This window comes from Pseudorhodoferax sp. (genome assembly GCF_047601025.1).
Taxonomy (GTDB): domain Bacteria; phylum Pseudomonadota; class Gammaproteobacteria; order Burkholderiales; family Burkholderiaceae_C; genus Pseudorhodoferax.
The window spans coordinates 709,795-724,124 of the sequence record NZ_JASGJZ010000001.1 but is presented as its reverse complement, the minus strand read 5'-3'; the positions used below and the strand labels follow the sequence as shown (position 1 = coordinate 724,124).

15 protein-coding genes are annotated in these 14,330 nt (G+C 71.5%); 8 read left to right on the top strand and 7 right to left on the bottom strand.

The features are described 5' to 3' along the window. Nucleotides 1-21: 21 nt before the first annotated feature. Nucleotides 22-1,587 carry a murein biosynthesis integral membrane protein MurJ gene (gene murJ / locus QM782_RS03455; RefSeq protein WP_415201532.1) on the bottom strand — a complete coding sequence of 522 codons (1,566 nt, stop codon included), beginning with the start codon at nt 1,585-1,587 and terminating at the stop codon, nt 22-24. A gap of 107 nt (nt 1,588-1,694) precedes the next feature. On the opposite strand from murJ, the gene rpsT reads away from it, so the two are divergent. Further along, complete coding sequence (gene rpsT / locus QM782_RS03450; protein WP_415201531.1) at nt 1,695-1,994, top strand: 30S ribosomal protein S20; 300 nt, start codon at nt 1,695-1,697, stop codon at nt 1,992-1,994. A gap of 125 nt (nt 1,995-2,119) precedes the next feature. Here rpsT and QM782_RS03445 read toward each other — a convergent pair whose 3' ends face one another. Next, nucleotides 2,120-2,443, bottom strand: coding sequence for a DUF3579 domain-containing protein (locus QM782_RS03445; RefSeq protein ID WP_415201530.1), 324 nt, complete (start codon nt 2,441-2,443; stop codon nt 2,120-2,122). A 260-nt stretch (nt 2,444-2,703) separates the two neighbouring features. Here QM782_RS03445 and QM782_RS03440 point away from each other — a divergent pair, with 260 nt between their 5' ends. The 4 genes from QM782_RS03440 (at nt 2,704) to QM782_RS03425 (ending at nt 6,601) form a co-directional block, all read left to right on the top strand. After that, a complete protein-coding gene (locus QM782_RS03440) occupies nt 2,704-3,909 on the top strand; it encodes an aspartate aminotransferase family protein (protein WP_415201529.1) in 1,206 nt (401 codons plus the stop codon). Nucleotides 3,910-3,911: 2 nt separating this feature from the next. After that, on the top strand, nt 3,912-4,823 hold the full coding sequence (argF, locus tag QM782_RS03435) for an ornithine carbamoyltransferase (RefSeq protein ID WP_415201528.1): 912 nt from the start codon (nt 3,912-3,914) through the stop codon (nt 4,821-4,823). 205 nt (nt 4,824-5,028) lie between these two features. Continuing rightward, nucleotides 5,029-6,261 (top strand): MFS transporter, encoded by a 1,233-nt coding sequence (locus tag QM782_RS03430; RefSeq protein WP_415201527.1) that lies wholly within the window; start codon nt 5,029-5,031, stop codon nt 6,259-6,261. 25 nt (nt 6,262-6,286) lie between these two features. Next, entirely contained in the window at nt 6,287-6,601 is a 315-nt protein-coding gene (locus QM782_RS03425; RefSeq protein WP_415201526.1) for a YkgJ family cysteine cluster protein, read from the top strand. A gap of 11 nt (nt 6,602-6,612) precedes the next feature. Here QM782_RS03425 and QM782_RS03420 read toward each other — a convergent pair whose 3' ends face one another. Further along, on the bottom strand, nt 6,613-7,521 hold the full coding sequence (locus QM782_RS03420; protein WP_415201525.1) for a LysR family transcriptional regulator: 909 nt from the start codon (nt 7,519-7,521) through the stop codon (nt 6,613-6,615). A gap of 112 nt (nt 7,522-7,633) precedes the next feature. Between QM782_RS03420 and QM782_RS03415 the strand changes: the two genes are divergently transcribed. Both QM782_RS03415 and QM782_RS03410 read left to right on the top strand, forming a co-directional pair. Continuing rightward, nucleotides 7,634-9,001, top strand: a complete 1,368-nt coding sequence (locus QM782_RS03415) for an FAD-dependent oxidoreductase (RefSeq protein ID WP_415201524.1) — start codon at nt 7,634-7,636, stop codon at nt 8,999-9,001. Nucleotides 9,002-9,031: 30 nt separating this feature from the next. Then, nucleotides 9,032-10,006 carry a Bug family tripartite tricarboxylate transporter substrate binding protein gene (locus QM782_RS03410; RefSeq protein WP_415201523.1) on the top strand — a complete coding sequence of 325 codons (975 nt, stop codon included), beginning with the start codon at nt 9,032-9,034 and terminating at the stop codon, nt 10,004-10,006. Nucleotides 10,007-10,021: 15 nt separating this feature from the next. Here the strand turns inward: QM782_RS03410 and QM782_RS03405 are convergent, their stop codons facing one another. From QM782_RS03405 to QM782_RS03395, 3 genes are all read right to left on the bottom strand, one after another. Beyond that, the gene (locus QM782_RS03405; RefSeq protein WP_415201522.1) at nt 10,022-10,396 is read right to left on the bottom strand and encodes a RidA family protein; all 375 of its coding nucleotides are present in this window, start codon (nt 10,394-10,396) and stop codon (nt 10,022-10,024) included. A gap of 81 nt (nt 10,397-10,477) precedes the next feature. Further along, a complete protein-coding gene (kynA, locus tag QM782_RS03400; RefSeq protein ID WP_415201521.1) occupies nt 10,478-11,323 on the bottom strand; it encodes a tryptophan 2,3-dioxygenase in 846 nt (281 codons plus the stop codon). Next, entirely contained in the window at nt 11,323-12,525 is a 1,203-nt protein-coding gene (locus QM782_RS03395) for an aromatic amino acid transaminase (RefSeq protein WP_415205578.1), read from the bottom strand. The genes kynA and QM782_RS03395 overlap by 1 nt, the downstream gene beginning before the upstream one ends. Before the next feature lie 117 nt (nt 12,526-12,642). On the opposite strand from QM782_RS03395, the gene kynB reads away from it, so the two are divergent. Beyond that, the gene (gene kynB / locus QM782_RS03390) at nt 12,643-13,266 is read left to right on the top strand and encodes an arylformamidase (RefSeq protein ID WP_415201520.1); all 624 of its coding nucleotides are present in this window, start codon (nt 12,643-12,645) and stop codon (nt 13,264-13,266) included. Nucleotides 13,267-13,284: 18 nt separating this feature from the next. Here the strand turns inward: kynB and QM782_RS03385 are convergent, their stop codons facing one another. Continuing rightward, entirely contained in the window at nt 13,285-14,319 is a 1,035-nt protein-coding gene (locus QM782_RS03385) for a Gfo/Idh/MocA family protein (RefSeq protein ID WP_415201519.1), read from the bottom strand. Between the last annotated feature and the right edge of the window lie 11 nt (nt 14,320-14,330).

Below are 14,330 nucleotides of genomic sequence, written 5' to 3'. Positions count from 1 at the left end.
TCAAGCCGGGGCCGGGCCGGCTCAGCCGGCCCGCAGCAGCCGCTTGAGCTTGATGCCGGCGGCCCAGGCGGCGCCGAAATACACCACGGCCGACGCCGCCAGCGCCGCCGCCATGGCGCCGATGCGCAGCCAGCCGTGGCCCACCTGCGTCCAGGCGAAGGCACGTGCCACCCAGATCAGGAAGATCGCCAGCAGCGCGCTGGCTGCCACCACCTGCAGCAGGAAGCGGCCCCAGCCCGGCCCCGGCCGGTAGCTGCCGCGGCGCAGCAGGCCGGCCAGCAGCAGCGCCGCGTTCAGCGTGGCGCCCAGGCCGATCGACAGGGCCAGTCCGGCGTGCTGCAGCAGCGGCACCAGCGCCAGGTTCATCAGCTGCGTGCAGACCAGCACCACCAGCGCGATCATCACCGGCGTGCGCACGTCCTGCCGCGCGTAGAAACCCGGCGCCAGCACCTTGATCGCCACCAGGCCCCACAGGCCGGCGCCGTAGCCCATCAGCGCCAGGCTGGTCTGGTGCACGTCCTCCTCGCGGAAGGCGCCGTGGTGGTAGATCGTGGCCACCAGCGGCACCGCGAAGGTCAGCAGCGCCACGGCGCTGGGCACGGCCATCAGCACCACCAGCCGCAGGCCCCAGTCCAGCATGCCGGAATAGCGGGCGGTGTCGCCGGCCGCATGCGCGGCGGCGAGCTGCGGCATCAGCACCACGCCCAGGGCCACGCCCAGCAGCGCGGTCGGGAACTCCATCAGCCGGTCCGCATAGCCCAGCCAGCTGACGCTGCCGGGCGCCAGGTACGAGGCGATCTGCGTGTTGATCAGGATCGAGACGTGGGCCACGCCCACGCCCAGCAGCGCCGGCGCCATCAGCCGCGCGATGCGGCGCGTGCCGGGATCGGCCCAGGCCGCGCGCAGGCCGGCCCAGCCCAGGCGCACGCGCGGCAGCAGCCCCAGGCTGGCCAGCGCCGGCACCTGCACCGCCAGCTGCAGCACGCCGCCCAGCATCACGCCGGCGGCCATCGCGTAGATCGGCTCGATGCCCAGCGCCTGCAGCCGCGGCGCGCCGAACCAGGCCGCGCCCATCATCGACAGGTTCAGCAGCACCGGCGTGGCGGCCGGCACGGCGAAGCGCTTCCAGGTGTTCAGGATGCCCGAGGCCAGCGCCACCAGCGACATGCAGCCGATGTAGGGGAACATCCAGCGCGTCATCGTCACCGCGGCGCCGTAGCCCGTGGCGTCCTGCTGCAGGCCGCTGGCCAGCACCCACACCAGCGCCGGCGCGGCCAGCACGCCGGCCAGGCACAGCAGCACCAGCACGGCCGTCAGGATGCTGGCCACGTGGTCGATCAGCTGCTTGGTGGCGGCCTCGCCGTGCTGCGTCTTGCTGGCCGCCAGCACCGGCACGAAGGCCTGGCTGAACGCGCCCTCGCCGAACAGCCGGCGGAACAGGTTGGGAATGCGGAAGGCGACGTTGAAGGCGTCGGTCAGGGCGCTGGCGCCGAACAGCGACGCCATCAGCAGCTCGCGGCCCAGGCCGGTGATGCGCGACGCCAGCGTCAGCAGCGACACCGTGGAGGCGGATTTGAGGAGACTCACCGGCGCGAGTGTAGCCAGCGCGGGCGCCGGCGCGGCCGGTCTTGACGCCGCTGCTATACTGGCGGGCTTTGCTGGCAACATCCTCAAGCCTTTAAGGAACATCCACCATGGCCACCAAGCCGAAGAAAAAGAACCCGCGCCTCGCGTCGGGCCGCAAGCGCGTCCGCCAGGACGTCAAGATCAACGCCGCGAACACCTCGCTGCGCTCCAAATACCGTACCTTCGTCAAGAACGTCGAGAAGGCCGTCGCCTCCGGCGACAAGGCCAAGGCCACCGAACTGTTCGGCAAGATGCAGTCCGTGGTCGACTCCGTGGCCGACAAGGGCATCTTCCACAAGAACAAGGCCGCGCGCGACAAGAGCCGCCTGGCCGCCAAGGTCAAGGCCCTGGCCACCGCCGCGGCCTGAACCCGGCCACACACCCGCCCGGGCTGCCCGCGCAGTCCGCCGTTTGACCGGGTGCGCTGCCAGCAAGAAACGAGAAACCGCCTTCGGGCGGTTTTTTCGTTGGGGGAGCTTCGGTGGCGAGAGGCTCAGCGCGCCGCCGGCGGCGGATCCGGCAGCAGGCAGGCCTCGGCCACCTGCAGGTCGTTGTCCTTGGCGAAGTTCATGACGAAGTCCCAGGCCATCACGTCGTAGTCGCGCAGGTCGCGGTGCACGACCACGCACTTGACGTTGTTGATCGTCGTCGGCACGCACCAGGGCGAGTAGCTCAGGTGGCTGCCGGGCTGCGGCCCGCCGGGCCGGAACTGGCTCAGCACGCCGGCCAGCCGCTCGGCCCAGTCGCTGGGCCGGAAGGTGCGGCCATCGCGCGTCATGCCCTGGATGAAGACTTCCTTGGACGGGGGCGGGGTCATCTGGTGGGAGGGAAGTGCGGGCCGGCGCAGGGGCCGGCAGGGTAAGGGCCAGTCAGCAAGAACAGTGCCATTGCTGCAGTGCGGCATAGTTTAGCCGAGCGCCCCGCCGCTGCGGGCATGACTGCGATGCGCAAATGTCAAAAAAGGCACGCGATGCCTGCGCCTAGAATCGCCGTTCAGCGGGCCCCGGCCGATTGCCGAGGAAGCGCCGGACTTGCTGAATCCCCCCGTTTTCGCCTCGCCCAGGAGAGATCAGCACCATGACCGACGCCGCAGCGCCCACTTCCCCCCACGTCATGAACACCTACGGCCGCGTGCCGATCGCGCTGTCGCATGGCCAGGGCGTGCGCGTCTGGGACACCGACGGCAAATCGTATCTCGACGGCCTGGGCGGCATCGCCGTGAACACCTTGGGGCACAACCATCCCAAGCTGGTGCCGGCGCTGCAGGAGCAGCTGGCCAGGCTCATCCACTGCTCCAACTATTACTACGTGCCGGGCCAGGAGCAGCTCGCCGCCAGGCTGACGCAGTTGGCCGGCATGACCAACGCCTTCTTCTGCTGCACCGGCCTGGAGGCCAACGAGGCGCTGATCAAGCTGGCGCGCAAGTTCGGCCATGGCAAGGGCATCGAGCGCCCGGAGATCGTGGTCTACGAGCACGCCTTCCACGGCCGCAGCATCGCCACGCTCAGCGCCACCGGCAACGTCAAGGTGCAGCAGGGCTTCGGCCCGCTGGTCGAAGGCTTCATCCGCGTGCCGCTGAACGACCTGGCCGCGCTGAAGGCCCGGACCGAGGGCAACCCCAACGTCGTGGCCGTGATGCTGGAGACCATCCAGGGCGAGGGCGGCGTGCACCCGATGCGGAGCGAGTACCTGCAGCAGGTGCGCGAGCTCTGCGACGCGCGCGACTGGCTGCTGATGATCGACGAGATCCAGACCGGCATCGGCCGCACCGGCAAGTGGTTCGCCCACCAGTGGGCCGGCATCGTGCCCGACGCCATGAGCCTGGCCAAGGGCCTGGGCTCGGGCGTGCCGGTCGGCGCGGTGCTGGCCGGCCCCCGCGCGGCCGATCTCTTCCAGCCCGGCAACCACGGCACTACCTTCGGCGGCAACCCGCTGGCCATGCGCGCCGGCATCGAGACGCTGTGCATCATGGAGGAGGAAGGCCTGCTGGAGAACGCCGCGCGGGTCGGCGCCCACCTGCGCCAGCAGCTGGTCCGGGCCTTCGAAGGCGTGGACGGCGTGCGCGAGATCCGCGGCCAGGGCCTGATGATCGGCATCGAGCTGGCGCGGCCCTGCGGCGCGCTGACCGCGCGCGCGGCCGAGCGCGGCCTGCTGCTCAGCGTGACGGCCGACAGCGTGATCCGCCTGGTGCCCGCGCTGATCCTGCCCGAGGCCGATGCCGACGAGATCGTCGCCATCCTGGCCCCGCTGGTGCGGGAATTCCTGGCCGAACCGGTGGCGTGACCATGAAGCACTACCTGCAGTTCAGCGATCTGGACGCCGCCGAGTACGCCTACCTGTTCGAGCGCGCCGCGCTGATCAAGCGCAAGTTCAAGGCCTACGAGAAGCACCACCCGCTGGTGGACCGCACGCTGGCCATGATCTTCGAGAAGGCCAGCACGCGCACGCGCGTGAGCTTCGAGGCCGGCATGTACCAACTGGGCGGCAGCGTGGTGCACCTGACCACTGGCGACAGCCAGCTCGGCCGCGCCGAGCCGATCGAGGACAGCGCCAAGGTCATCAGCCGCATGGTCGACCTGGTGATGATCCGCACCTTCGGCCAGGACAAGATCGAGCGCTTCGCCGCGCATTCGCGGGTGCCGGTCATCAACGGCCTGACCAACGAATTCCATCCCTGCCAGATCCTGGCCGACATCTTCACCTTCCTGGAGCACCGCGGCTCGATCCAGGGCAAGACGGTGGCCTGGGTCGGCGACGGCAACAACATGGCCAACACCTGGCTGCAGGCGGCCGAGGTGCTGGGCTTCAAGGTGCACGTCAGCACGCCCAGCGGCTACGGGATCGACCAGTCCGTGGCCGGCCTGCGCTCCAGCGAGAGCTACCAGGTGTTCGAGAACCCGATGGACGCTTGCCGCGGCGCCCACCTGGTGACCACCGACGTCTGGACCAGCATGGGCTACGAGGCCGAGAACGAGGTGCGCCGCCAGGCCTTCGCCGACTGGTGCGTGGACGAGGACATGATGCGCGCGGCCCAGCCCGACGCGCTGTTCATGCACTGCCTGCCCGCCCACCGCGGCGAGGAGGTGCAGGCCGAGGTCATCGACGGCCCGCAGTCGGTGGTCTGGGACGAGGCCGAGAACCGCATGCACGTGCAGAAGGCCCTCATGGAGTACCTGCTGCTCGGGCGCGTCGCGTAGCGCGTGCCGCGGCGACATCGCCCTGCCATGCGGGCGCGGGATGCTCGAATGGCAGGGTGCCCGTGCCGGCCCGGCCGTCGTGACCTCGACTATCCGCCACCGGCCCGGCCGTCGACGGTCCGCGGGCGTGCCGAGGGGGTGCCGGCCGCTGCCGGGGGCGCGGCCTCCTAGAATCGCGCGCCTCGGCCCGCCGCGCCGCCAGACCATGCCCGCTTCCCCCGCCCTCACGCCCGCGCTGCGGCGCTCCATCCTGCTGCTGTCGCTGTCCAACTTCTCCAGCATGTCGGTGCAGCGCATCTGCGACGCCATGCTGCCGGCGCTGGCGCAGGAGTTCTCGGTGTCGCTGGCGCAGGCCGCGCAGGTGGTGTCGTTGTTCGCGATCGCCTACGGCGCGGCGTTGCTGGTCTACGGGCCGCTGGGCGACCGCGTGGCCAAGTACCCGCTCGTCACGGTCACCACGCTGGCCTGCAGCGTCGGCAGCGTGGTGTCGGCGCTGGCGCCGGACCTCGGCACGCTGGTGCTGGGCCGGGTGCTGGTGGCGCTGGCCGCCGCCGCCATGATCCCGATGGCGCTGGCCTGGGTCGGCGACGCCGTGGACTATGCGCAGCGCCAGGAGACGCTGGCGCTGCTGGGGCTGGGCTCCACGCTGGGCCTGGTCAGCGGCCAGCTGCTGGGCGGGCTGTTCACGGACTGGTTCGGCTGGCGCTCGGCATTCTGGTTCCTGACGGCGCTGTTCGGCCTGGTCGGCGCGCTGCAGTGGCGCGACTGGCGGGCGCAGCAGCGCGCGCCGCACCGCATGGCCGGCTTGGCGGGCGCAGCGGCGGCGCCGGCCGCCGGCGGCTTCTTCGCGCAGCTGCGCGGCCTGGTGCGGCGGCCGCACGTGCGGGCCGTGCTGCTGGTCGCCGTGCTGGAGGGCGCGCTGGCCTTCGGCACGATGGCGATCTGGGCCTCGCACCTGCATGCGCGGCTGGGGCTGTCGCTGGCGGCCGCCGGCGCCAGTGCGGCGACGGCCGGCGTGGGCGGCGTGCTGTACATGGCCATGGCGCGCTGGCTGATTCCGCGGCTGGGTGAGCGCGGCCTGGTGCTGGCCGGCGCCGCGCTGCTGTGCTTCGGGGCGCTGACGCTGGCCTTCACGCCGGTGGCGGTGCTGGCGCCGCTGGCCGGCCTGGTCGGTGGCTTCGGCCTGTTCATGCTGCACAACACGCTGCAGGCGAATGCCACGCAGATGGCGCCGCAGGCGCGCAGCATGGGCGTGGGCATGTTCTCGATCTGCCTGTTCATCGGCCAGTCGCTGGGCGTGGTGCTGGCGGCGGCGCTGGCCGAGCGCCTGGGTTCGCCCGTGGTGGTGGCCGGCGCCGGCTGCGGCGTGCTGGGCATGGCGTTGTTCTTCGCGCGTGCGCTGCGCCGGCGCGACGCGGCGCAGGCGCAGCGCGGCTGATCGCAAGAGGCACCGGGCGCGATCGATGTCCACTTGCCAGTCCTGCGGCGCCTGCTGCGCCTGTTTCCGCGTCGACTTCTCGGTCTACGAACTGGAGAGCGAGGGCGGCAGCGTGCCCGACGGGCTCACCGTGGAAGTCAACGGCAACACCGCCCGCATGCGCGGCACCGACCACGTGCCGATCCGCTGCGCGGCCCTGGTCGGCCGGCTGGGCGAGCAGGTCGGCTGCGGCATCTACGAATGGCGCCCCTCGCCCTGCCGCGAGTTCGAGGCCGGCAGCGACGCCTGCGGCCGCGCGCGGGCGCGGCACGGGCTGCCGCCGCTGGAGGGCTTCGCGTAGGCCGCACGGCGTCAGCCCTGGGCAGGCTCCCCGGCCGTGCCGGCAGGTTCCAGCGCGTCCTTCAGCCACTGGACCAGCGCCTGCACGCGGGCGACCTGGATGCGGCTGTCCGGCACCAGGGCCCGGAGCCATAGCGGCTTGATGGTGTAGCCCGGCAGCAGCGGCACCAGCGCGCCCGCCCGCACGTGGCGGTCGCACAGGTAGGCGCCCAGCCGTGCGATCCCGTGCCCCGCCAGGGCGCTGGACAGCAGCAGCTGGCCTTCGTTGGTGTCCAGGCGCGGATGCACGCGGACCAGGACCTCGCCCGCCGCGCCCTCGAAGGTCCACTGGGTGCCCGTCGGCAAGAAGTTCAGGATGTCGTGGCGCGCCAGGTCGCTCGGGTGCGCGGGCGTGCCCTTGCCTTCCAGGTAGGCGGGCGACGCGCACAGGATCCGCTGCATCGGGCACAACGGCTGTTCCACCACCCCCGCGAAGGCGTCGGGCATCAGCGTCAGCACGACGTCGAAGCCTTCGTCGACCGGGTTGACCGGCCGGTCCAGCGTCAGCAGTTCGATGCTGACCAGGGGATGGAGCGCCTGGAAGCGCTCCAGCAGCGGGCCCAGCAGGTGCACGGCCAGCGTGCCCGGCGCCTTGATGCGCAGCCGGCCCTGCAGATCCCGGCCCATGGCAGGCAGTTCCGCGAACAGCTCGTCCACGTCGGCCACGATGCGCTGGACGGACGCCAGGTAGCGCAGCCCGGTGGCCGTCATGCCGACCCGGCGCGTGCTGCGTTCGAACAGGCCGGCCTTGAGCCGCCATTCGAGCTGGCCGATGCGCTTGGTCACCACGGAGGGCGCCACCTTCAGCTCCCGCGCCGCGGCGGCGAAGCTGCCGGTGCGGGCCACGGCCAGGAAGGCTTTCAGGTTGGTCAGGGTGTCCATGTGAATTCTCGATTCGAGAATTTATTGCTCTCGATATGGCTGATTGTTGTCGATCAGCGATGAATCTACGATCCCGCCCATTCCCTGACCTGTTGATGGAGACACCATGACGATGCACGAGAGACCCCGTTCCAGAACCCTCGCCGAGCCTGCCCGGCAGACCCCGGTGTTCGCCGACGTCGATGTGGTCGTGCTCGGCGGCGGCCCGGCGGGCATCATGGCGGCGGCCGCGGCCGCCCGCGCCGGCTGCAGCACGCTGCTGGTGGAGGGCTACGGCTTCCTGGGCGGCATGGGCACGGCCGCCGGCGTGACCAACTTCTGCGGCCTGCACGCCAATGTGCACGGCCGCATCGAGCAGGTGGTCCACGGCCTGGCGGACGTGCTGCTCGACCGCATGCGCCAGCTCGGCGGCCTGAACGAGCCGCACCTGCTCTTCGGCGGCAAGATCGCCGCCCAGGCCTACGACAACCCGGCCTTCAAGGTCGCGGCCGACGAGCTGGTGCTCGGCAGCGGCGCCGAACTCCTGTTCCATGCACGGGCCGCCGGCGTGCTGATGGGCGCGCCGGGCGTGGTCCACGCGCTGCTGGTGGAGACCAAGTCCGGCCGTCAGGCCATCGTGGGCAAGGTTTTCATCGACTGCTCGGGCGATGGCGACCTGGCGTTCCACGCCGGCGCGCCGTTCGAGAAGGGCCGCGCGACCGGGCACGAGGACATGATGTATCCGTCCACGATGTTCCGCGTGCACGGCGTGGACGCGGCGCGCGCCGGCGACGCCTGGAACCACTTCGGGCCGCTGATGGCCCGGGCCGAGCAGGACGGGCGTACCTTCCCGCGCCGCACGCCGATCATCCGGCCGCAGAAGCACACCGCCGAATGGCGCGCCAACGTGACGCAGCTGGCGAACCCGGACGGCAGCCCGGTCGACGGCACCGACGCCCGCCAGCTGAGCCGCGCCGAGGTCCTCGGGCGCCGGCAGATCGTCGAGTTCCACGGCTTCCTGCGCGACTACGCGCCCGGCTTCGAGCAGGCCTACATCCTGGAGATGGCGCCCCAGGTCGGCGTGCGCGAGACGCGCCGGATCCTGGGCGACTACCAGCTTACCGAGCAGGACGTGCTCGCCTGCGCCAGCTTCGAGGACACCATCGGCGTCAACGGCTGGATGGTCGAGGAGCACGTGGCCGGCGACATCCGCTTCCGCTGGCAGGACATCCCGCACTGCCGGGGCTTCAACCACCTGCCGTACCGGATGCTGCTGCCGCGCGGCATCGACAACCTGCTCGTCGCGGGGCGCTGCGCCTCGATGACGCATGGCGGCCAGTCCGCGGCGCGGGTCTCGGGCGGGTGCTTCGCCATGGGCCAGGCGGCCGGCACGGCGGCGGCGCTGGCCGTGGCTTCCCGTGCCGCCCCGCGCCAGATCGACGTCGCGGCCCTGCAGCGTGCGCTGGTGGCGGCCGGGGCCTACCTCGGCCAGGACCGTTGATTCCCTTCACCCTTCATAGGAGACATTCCCATGCAACGCAGCCATTTCCATCGCCTGGCCATCGGCGCCGTGCTGGCAGGCAGCAGCCTGCTGGCCTGGGGCGGCCAGCCGGCCGCCTGGCCGACGCGGCCGGTGCGGCTCGTCGTCGGCTTTCCCGCCGGCTCCACGCCCGATGCCGCCGCCCGGGCACTGGCCGACGGCCTGGCCGGCGCGCTCGGCCAGCCGGTCATCGTCGAGAACCGCGCCGGCGCCTCGGGCAACCTGGCGGCTGGCGTGGTCGCCAAGGCGGCGGACGACCACACGCTGGGCGTCGTCATCAACGGCAACCTCACGACCGCCAGGCTGCTGAACCCCGGGCTGTCCTACGACCCGGCCCGCGACTTCGCCTATCTCAGCCTGCTGACGACGGCGCCGCTCGCGCTCGTGACGCGCGCCGACCTGCCGGCCGGCCCGGCGTTCTTCGCGGCCGCGCGTGCGCAGGGCGAGCGCTGGAGCTACGGCTCGGTGGGCAGCGGGTCCGTCGCCCACCTGGGCATGGAGTGGCTCAAGTCCAGGATGCCGGGCCTCGCGCCGGTGCATGTGCCGTTCCAGGGCAACCCGGGCGTGGTCACGGCGCTCATCGGCGGCCACATCGAGATGGCGCTGGTGCCGCCCGGCATCGCCGCTCCCCACGTCCAGTCCGGCCGGCTGCGCTTCGTCGGGCTGACCAGCGGCCGCAGCACGCTGGCGCCGCAGGTGCCTTCGCTCGGCGAGATGGGCGTGCAGGACTTCAACCTCGAGGTCTGGACCGCGCTCGTGGGCCCGGCCGGATTGTCCAGGGCCGCGCAGCAGCGCCTGGCCGAGGCCGTGCCGGAGGTGCTGCGCGCTGCCGAGGTGCGCCAACGCCTGTTCCAGCAGGGCTGGAACGCCGTGGGCTCGGCGCCCGAGGGCCTGCGCGCCCGGGTGGCCGAGGAATCGGCCGCCTTCCGCAGGCTCATCCAGTCGGCCCGCATCCAGGCCGAGTAGCCGCGGCCGGCGGCGCTACACCATCGCGTAGGCCACGATCTCGATCTTCATGCCCGGCACCACCAGCGCGGCCACGGCGGCGCTGGAGCGGTTGGGGTAGGGCGCTTCGAAGAACTCGCGGTACACGGCGTCGATGGCCGGCATGTCGGCCACATCGGTCATGTAGACCAGCACCTGCGTCACGTCGGCCAGGGTGCCGCCGGCGGCCTGCACCGCGGCGCGCAGGTTGGCGAAGGTCAGGCGTGCCTGCTGCGCGATCGGGCCGGTGTCGATGCTGCCGTCGGGCCGCACCGGGCCGTGGGCGGTGAACAGCAGGGCGCCCGTGCCCTTGACGGCCCAGGAGAAGGGTTGCTTGGGCGGCGGCAGGCCGGTGTCGACGACGTGTTTCATGCCGGGGACTCTATATATAGAGAGGAGAGGGAGAGGGCGTCGGCCCGTCCCGAACCGGGGCAGCCACGCGAGGGTGGTGGGTCACAGTTCCGTGCGCGCGTGCCACAGCTCGGGGAACAGCACCACGTCCAGCATCTTGCGCAGGTAGGCCACGCCGCTGGTGCCGCCGGTGCCGCGCTTGAAGCCGATGATGCGCTCGACCGTGCTGACGTGGCGGAAGCGCCACAGGCGGAACGCGTCCTCGATGTCCACCAGCTCCTCGGCCAGCTGGTACAGGTCCCAGTGCTGCTGCGGGTGGCGGTAGACCTCCAGCCAGGCGGCGGTCACCGCGTCGCTGGCGGCGTAGGGCTGCGTCCAGTCGCGCACCAGGTGGCTGGCCGGGATCTCCAGGCCGCGCCGCGCCAGCAGGCGCAGCGCCTCGTCGTACAGCGAGGGCGCTTCGTAGGCCGCGCGCACCATGGCCAGCAGGTCGGGCCGGTGTTCGTGGGGCTTGAGCATGGCGGCGTTCTTGTTGCCCAGGTTGAACTCGATGCAGCGGTACTGGTAGCTCTGGAAGCCGCTGGAACTGGCCAGGTAGGGCCGCATGGCGCTGTATTCGGGCGGCGTCATCGTGGCCAGCACGTCCCAGGCGTGCACCAGCTGCTCCAGGATGCGCGAGACGCGCGTCGTCATCTTGAAGGCGGCGTTCAGCGTGTCGGCCGCGATGCAGCGCCGGGCGGCCGCCAGCTCGTGCAGCGCCAGCTTCATCCACAGCTCGCTGGTCTGGTGCTGCACGATGAACAGCAGCTCGTCGTGCGCGGGCGAGCGCGGCTGCTGCGCGCTCAGCAGGGCGTCGAGCTGCAGGTAGTCGCCATAGCTCATCGCCTGGCTGAAGTCGAGCTGCGCCTTCTCCTGCCGGACGATGCGCTCGGGCGTGGGGCCGGCCATCAGGCGTCTCCGGCCACGGCGGCGATGGCCCGGGCCACGCGGTCCACGTTGGCGCCGGTCAGGCCCGGCAGGCACAGGCGGCCGGAGCGCACCAGGTAGATGCCGTGCTGCTCGCGCAGCCGGTCCACCTGCCCGGCCGACAGGCCGGTGTAGCTGAACATGCCGCGCTGCGTCAGGAAGTAGCCGAAGTCGCGCCGGCCGCGGCAGGCCTCGTGCAGCACCGCGTGCAGCCGCTCGCGCATGGCGCGGATGCGCCGGCGCATCGCCGCCGTCTCGTCCTGCCAGCAGGCGAACAGCGCCGGATCGCGCAGCACGCGGGCGACCACGCGCGCGCCGTGCGTCGGCGGCGTGGAGTAGTTGCGCCGCACCGTGGCCTTCAACTGGCCCAGCACGGTGCCGGCGGCCGCGGCGTCGGCGCAGACCACCGACAGGCCGCCGACGCGCTCGCCGTACAGCGCGAAATTCTTCGAGAACGAGTTGGCGACGAAGCACTGCAGCCCGGCGCCGGCCAGCGCGCGCACGCCGTAGGCGTCCTCGTCCAGTCCGTCGCCGAAGCCCTGGTAGGCCATGTCGACGAAGGCGATCAGCTCGCGCGCGCGCAGCACCGGGACCAGCGCGTCCCACTGCGCGGGTGACAGGTCCACGCCGGTCGGGTTGTGGCAGCTCGCGTGCAGCAGCACGATGCTGCGCGCCGGCAGCCGGTCCAGGCAGGCCAGCATGTCGCCGAAGCGCAGGCCGCCGCCGGCCGGGTCGTAGTAGGGGTAGCGCTGCACCGCCAGGCCGGCGCCCTCGAAGATGGCCTCGTGGTTCTCCCAGGTCGGGTCGCTGACCCAGACGCCGCTTTCGGGAAAGTAGCGGTGCAGGAAGTCCGCGCCGACCTTCAGCGCGCCGGAGCCGCCCAGCGTCTGGATCGTGGCGATGCGGCCCTCGGCCACGGCGGCGTACGCGGCGCCGAATACCAACGCCTGGACCGCGGCGCGCAGGTCCGCCAGCCCCTCCATCGGCAGGTAGGGGCGCGGGCCGATCTCCTGCAGCAGCGCCGATTCGGCCGCGCGCACCGCGTCCAGCACCGGCAGCCGGCCCTGCTCGTCGAAGTACAGGCCGATCGACAGGCTGACCTTGTCGGCGCGCGGATCGGCCTGGAAGGCCTCCATCAGCGACAGGATGGGATCGCCCGGATAGGGCGGCACGTGGGCGAACAGGGATGGGGTCATGGCGTGGCCTCGCGGGTTGGCGTGCGGCCATTGTGCGAACGGCGCCGGCGCGCTCCAAGCGGTTTGCGGCGTGCCGATAATCCGCCGATGGAGGAACGCGGCCGCATGCAGATCTGGGACATCTCGCCGCCCGTGCACGCCGGCACGCCGGTGTTCCCGGGCGACACGCCCTACCGCCAGCGCTGGGCGGCCCGCATCGGCCCGGGCTGCCCGGTCAACGTGTCGGAGCTGACGCTCTCGCCGCACGTTGGCGCCCATGCCGACGCCCCGCTGCACTACGACCCGGCCGGCGCGCCGATCGGCGCCGTGCCGCTGGAGCCCTTCCTCGGCCCGTGCCGCGTGGTGCACGCCATCGGCTGCGGCCCGCTGGTCGAATGGCGCCACCTGCAGCATGCGCTGGACGGCCTGCCGCCGCGCCTGCTGGTGCGCACCTACGCGCGCATGCCGCAGGACCGCTGGGACCCGCGGCTGGCGGCCTACGCGCCGCAGACCGTGGAGCGCCTGGCGGACCGGGGCGTGCAGCTGATCGGCATCGACACCGCCAGCATCGACCCGGCCGACAGCAAGACCCTGGACAGCCACCAGGCGATCCGCCGGCGCGGCCTGCGCGTGCTGGAGAACCTGGTGCTCGATGAGGTGCCCGAGGGCGACTACGAACTGATCGCGCTGCCCCTGCGGCTGGCCACGGCCGACGCTTCGCCGGTGCGGGCGGTGCTGCGGGCGCTGTGAGGGGCGTTTCGCAACCGGTCAGAAATAGACCATGGTGCCGGACTGGGCAGCTTGCCGCACGGCGAGCGTGACTTCGAGCGTGCGGGTTGCGTCGAGCGCGTCCGTCAACGGTGCTTCTTCGCGGCGGATCACTGCGCCGAAGTGGCGCATCTGTTCGATGTAGGGATCGGCAGGCTGAAAAGCGATGCTCCCCGGCTCCAGCGGCTGGAACCAGCCGCGTTCGCCCGGGTACCGCCACGTGCGCAGGGTAGGCAAGGCCAGCGACGCATTGGTACCGCACAGGAAGTGGCTTTCCGCTTGCGAGCGAGAGAAGGCGGGGTTTTCGCCGGAAGCGAGGTCCCAGCTCCACGGCGAGGCTGCCGTGTCGCTGAGCGTGATGGTGACCAATGCGTTGTTGTCCAGGCGCAGCAGCGCCGCGGCCGAGTCTTCGACCTCGAATTCGCGAATGGCGTTCGACGTCAAAGCTTGCAGGCTGCGGATTTCTCCGCAGACGAAGCGCACCAGATCGATTTCGTGGATCAGGTTGATGAGTACAGGCCCGCCCCCATTGGAGCGCCGCCAAGCCTGCTCGAAGTAGGCGTCGGGTTTGAGGAAGGTCGCGAGCACACTGGCCGACACCAGGCGGCCAAGCGCTCCTTCACGCACCAGTTCGCGCGCCTTGCGCAGGATCGGGTTGTGTCGGCGATGGTGGCCGACCAGGACCGGTACCTTGGCCGCATCCGCAGCGTGTGCGAGTTGCCGGCCCTCTTCAACCGTGCCCGCCACGGGCTTCTCGACCAGCACGGGCCTGCCCTCGGCAAGCCATTCGAGCGCCATGGGCACATGCAAGGCGTTGGGTGTCGCGATGATGGCGCCGTCCGGCTGCAGCGTGTCGCGCAGCGTCCGGTGGTCGGTGAAATGAGGCAGGCCGAATTCGTTGGCCAGTTGGGCCGCTGCGGGATTCGGATCGGCGATGCCGACGATCTTGATGCCGGCAGCTTGCGCTGCGCCATTCAGGTGTGCACGCCCAATGGCGCCGGCACCGATCAATCCCACGGTGGAGACGACGGACATGCTTTGTTTCC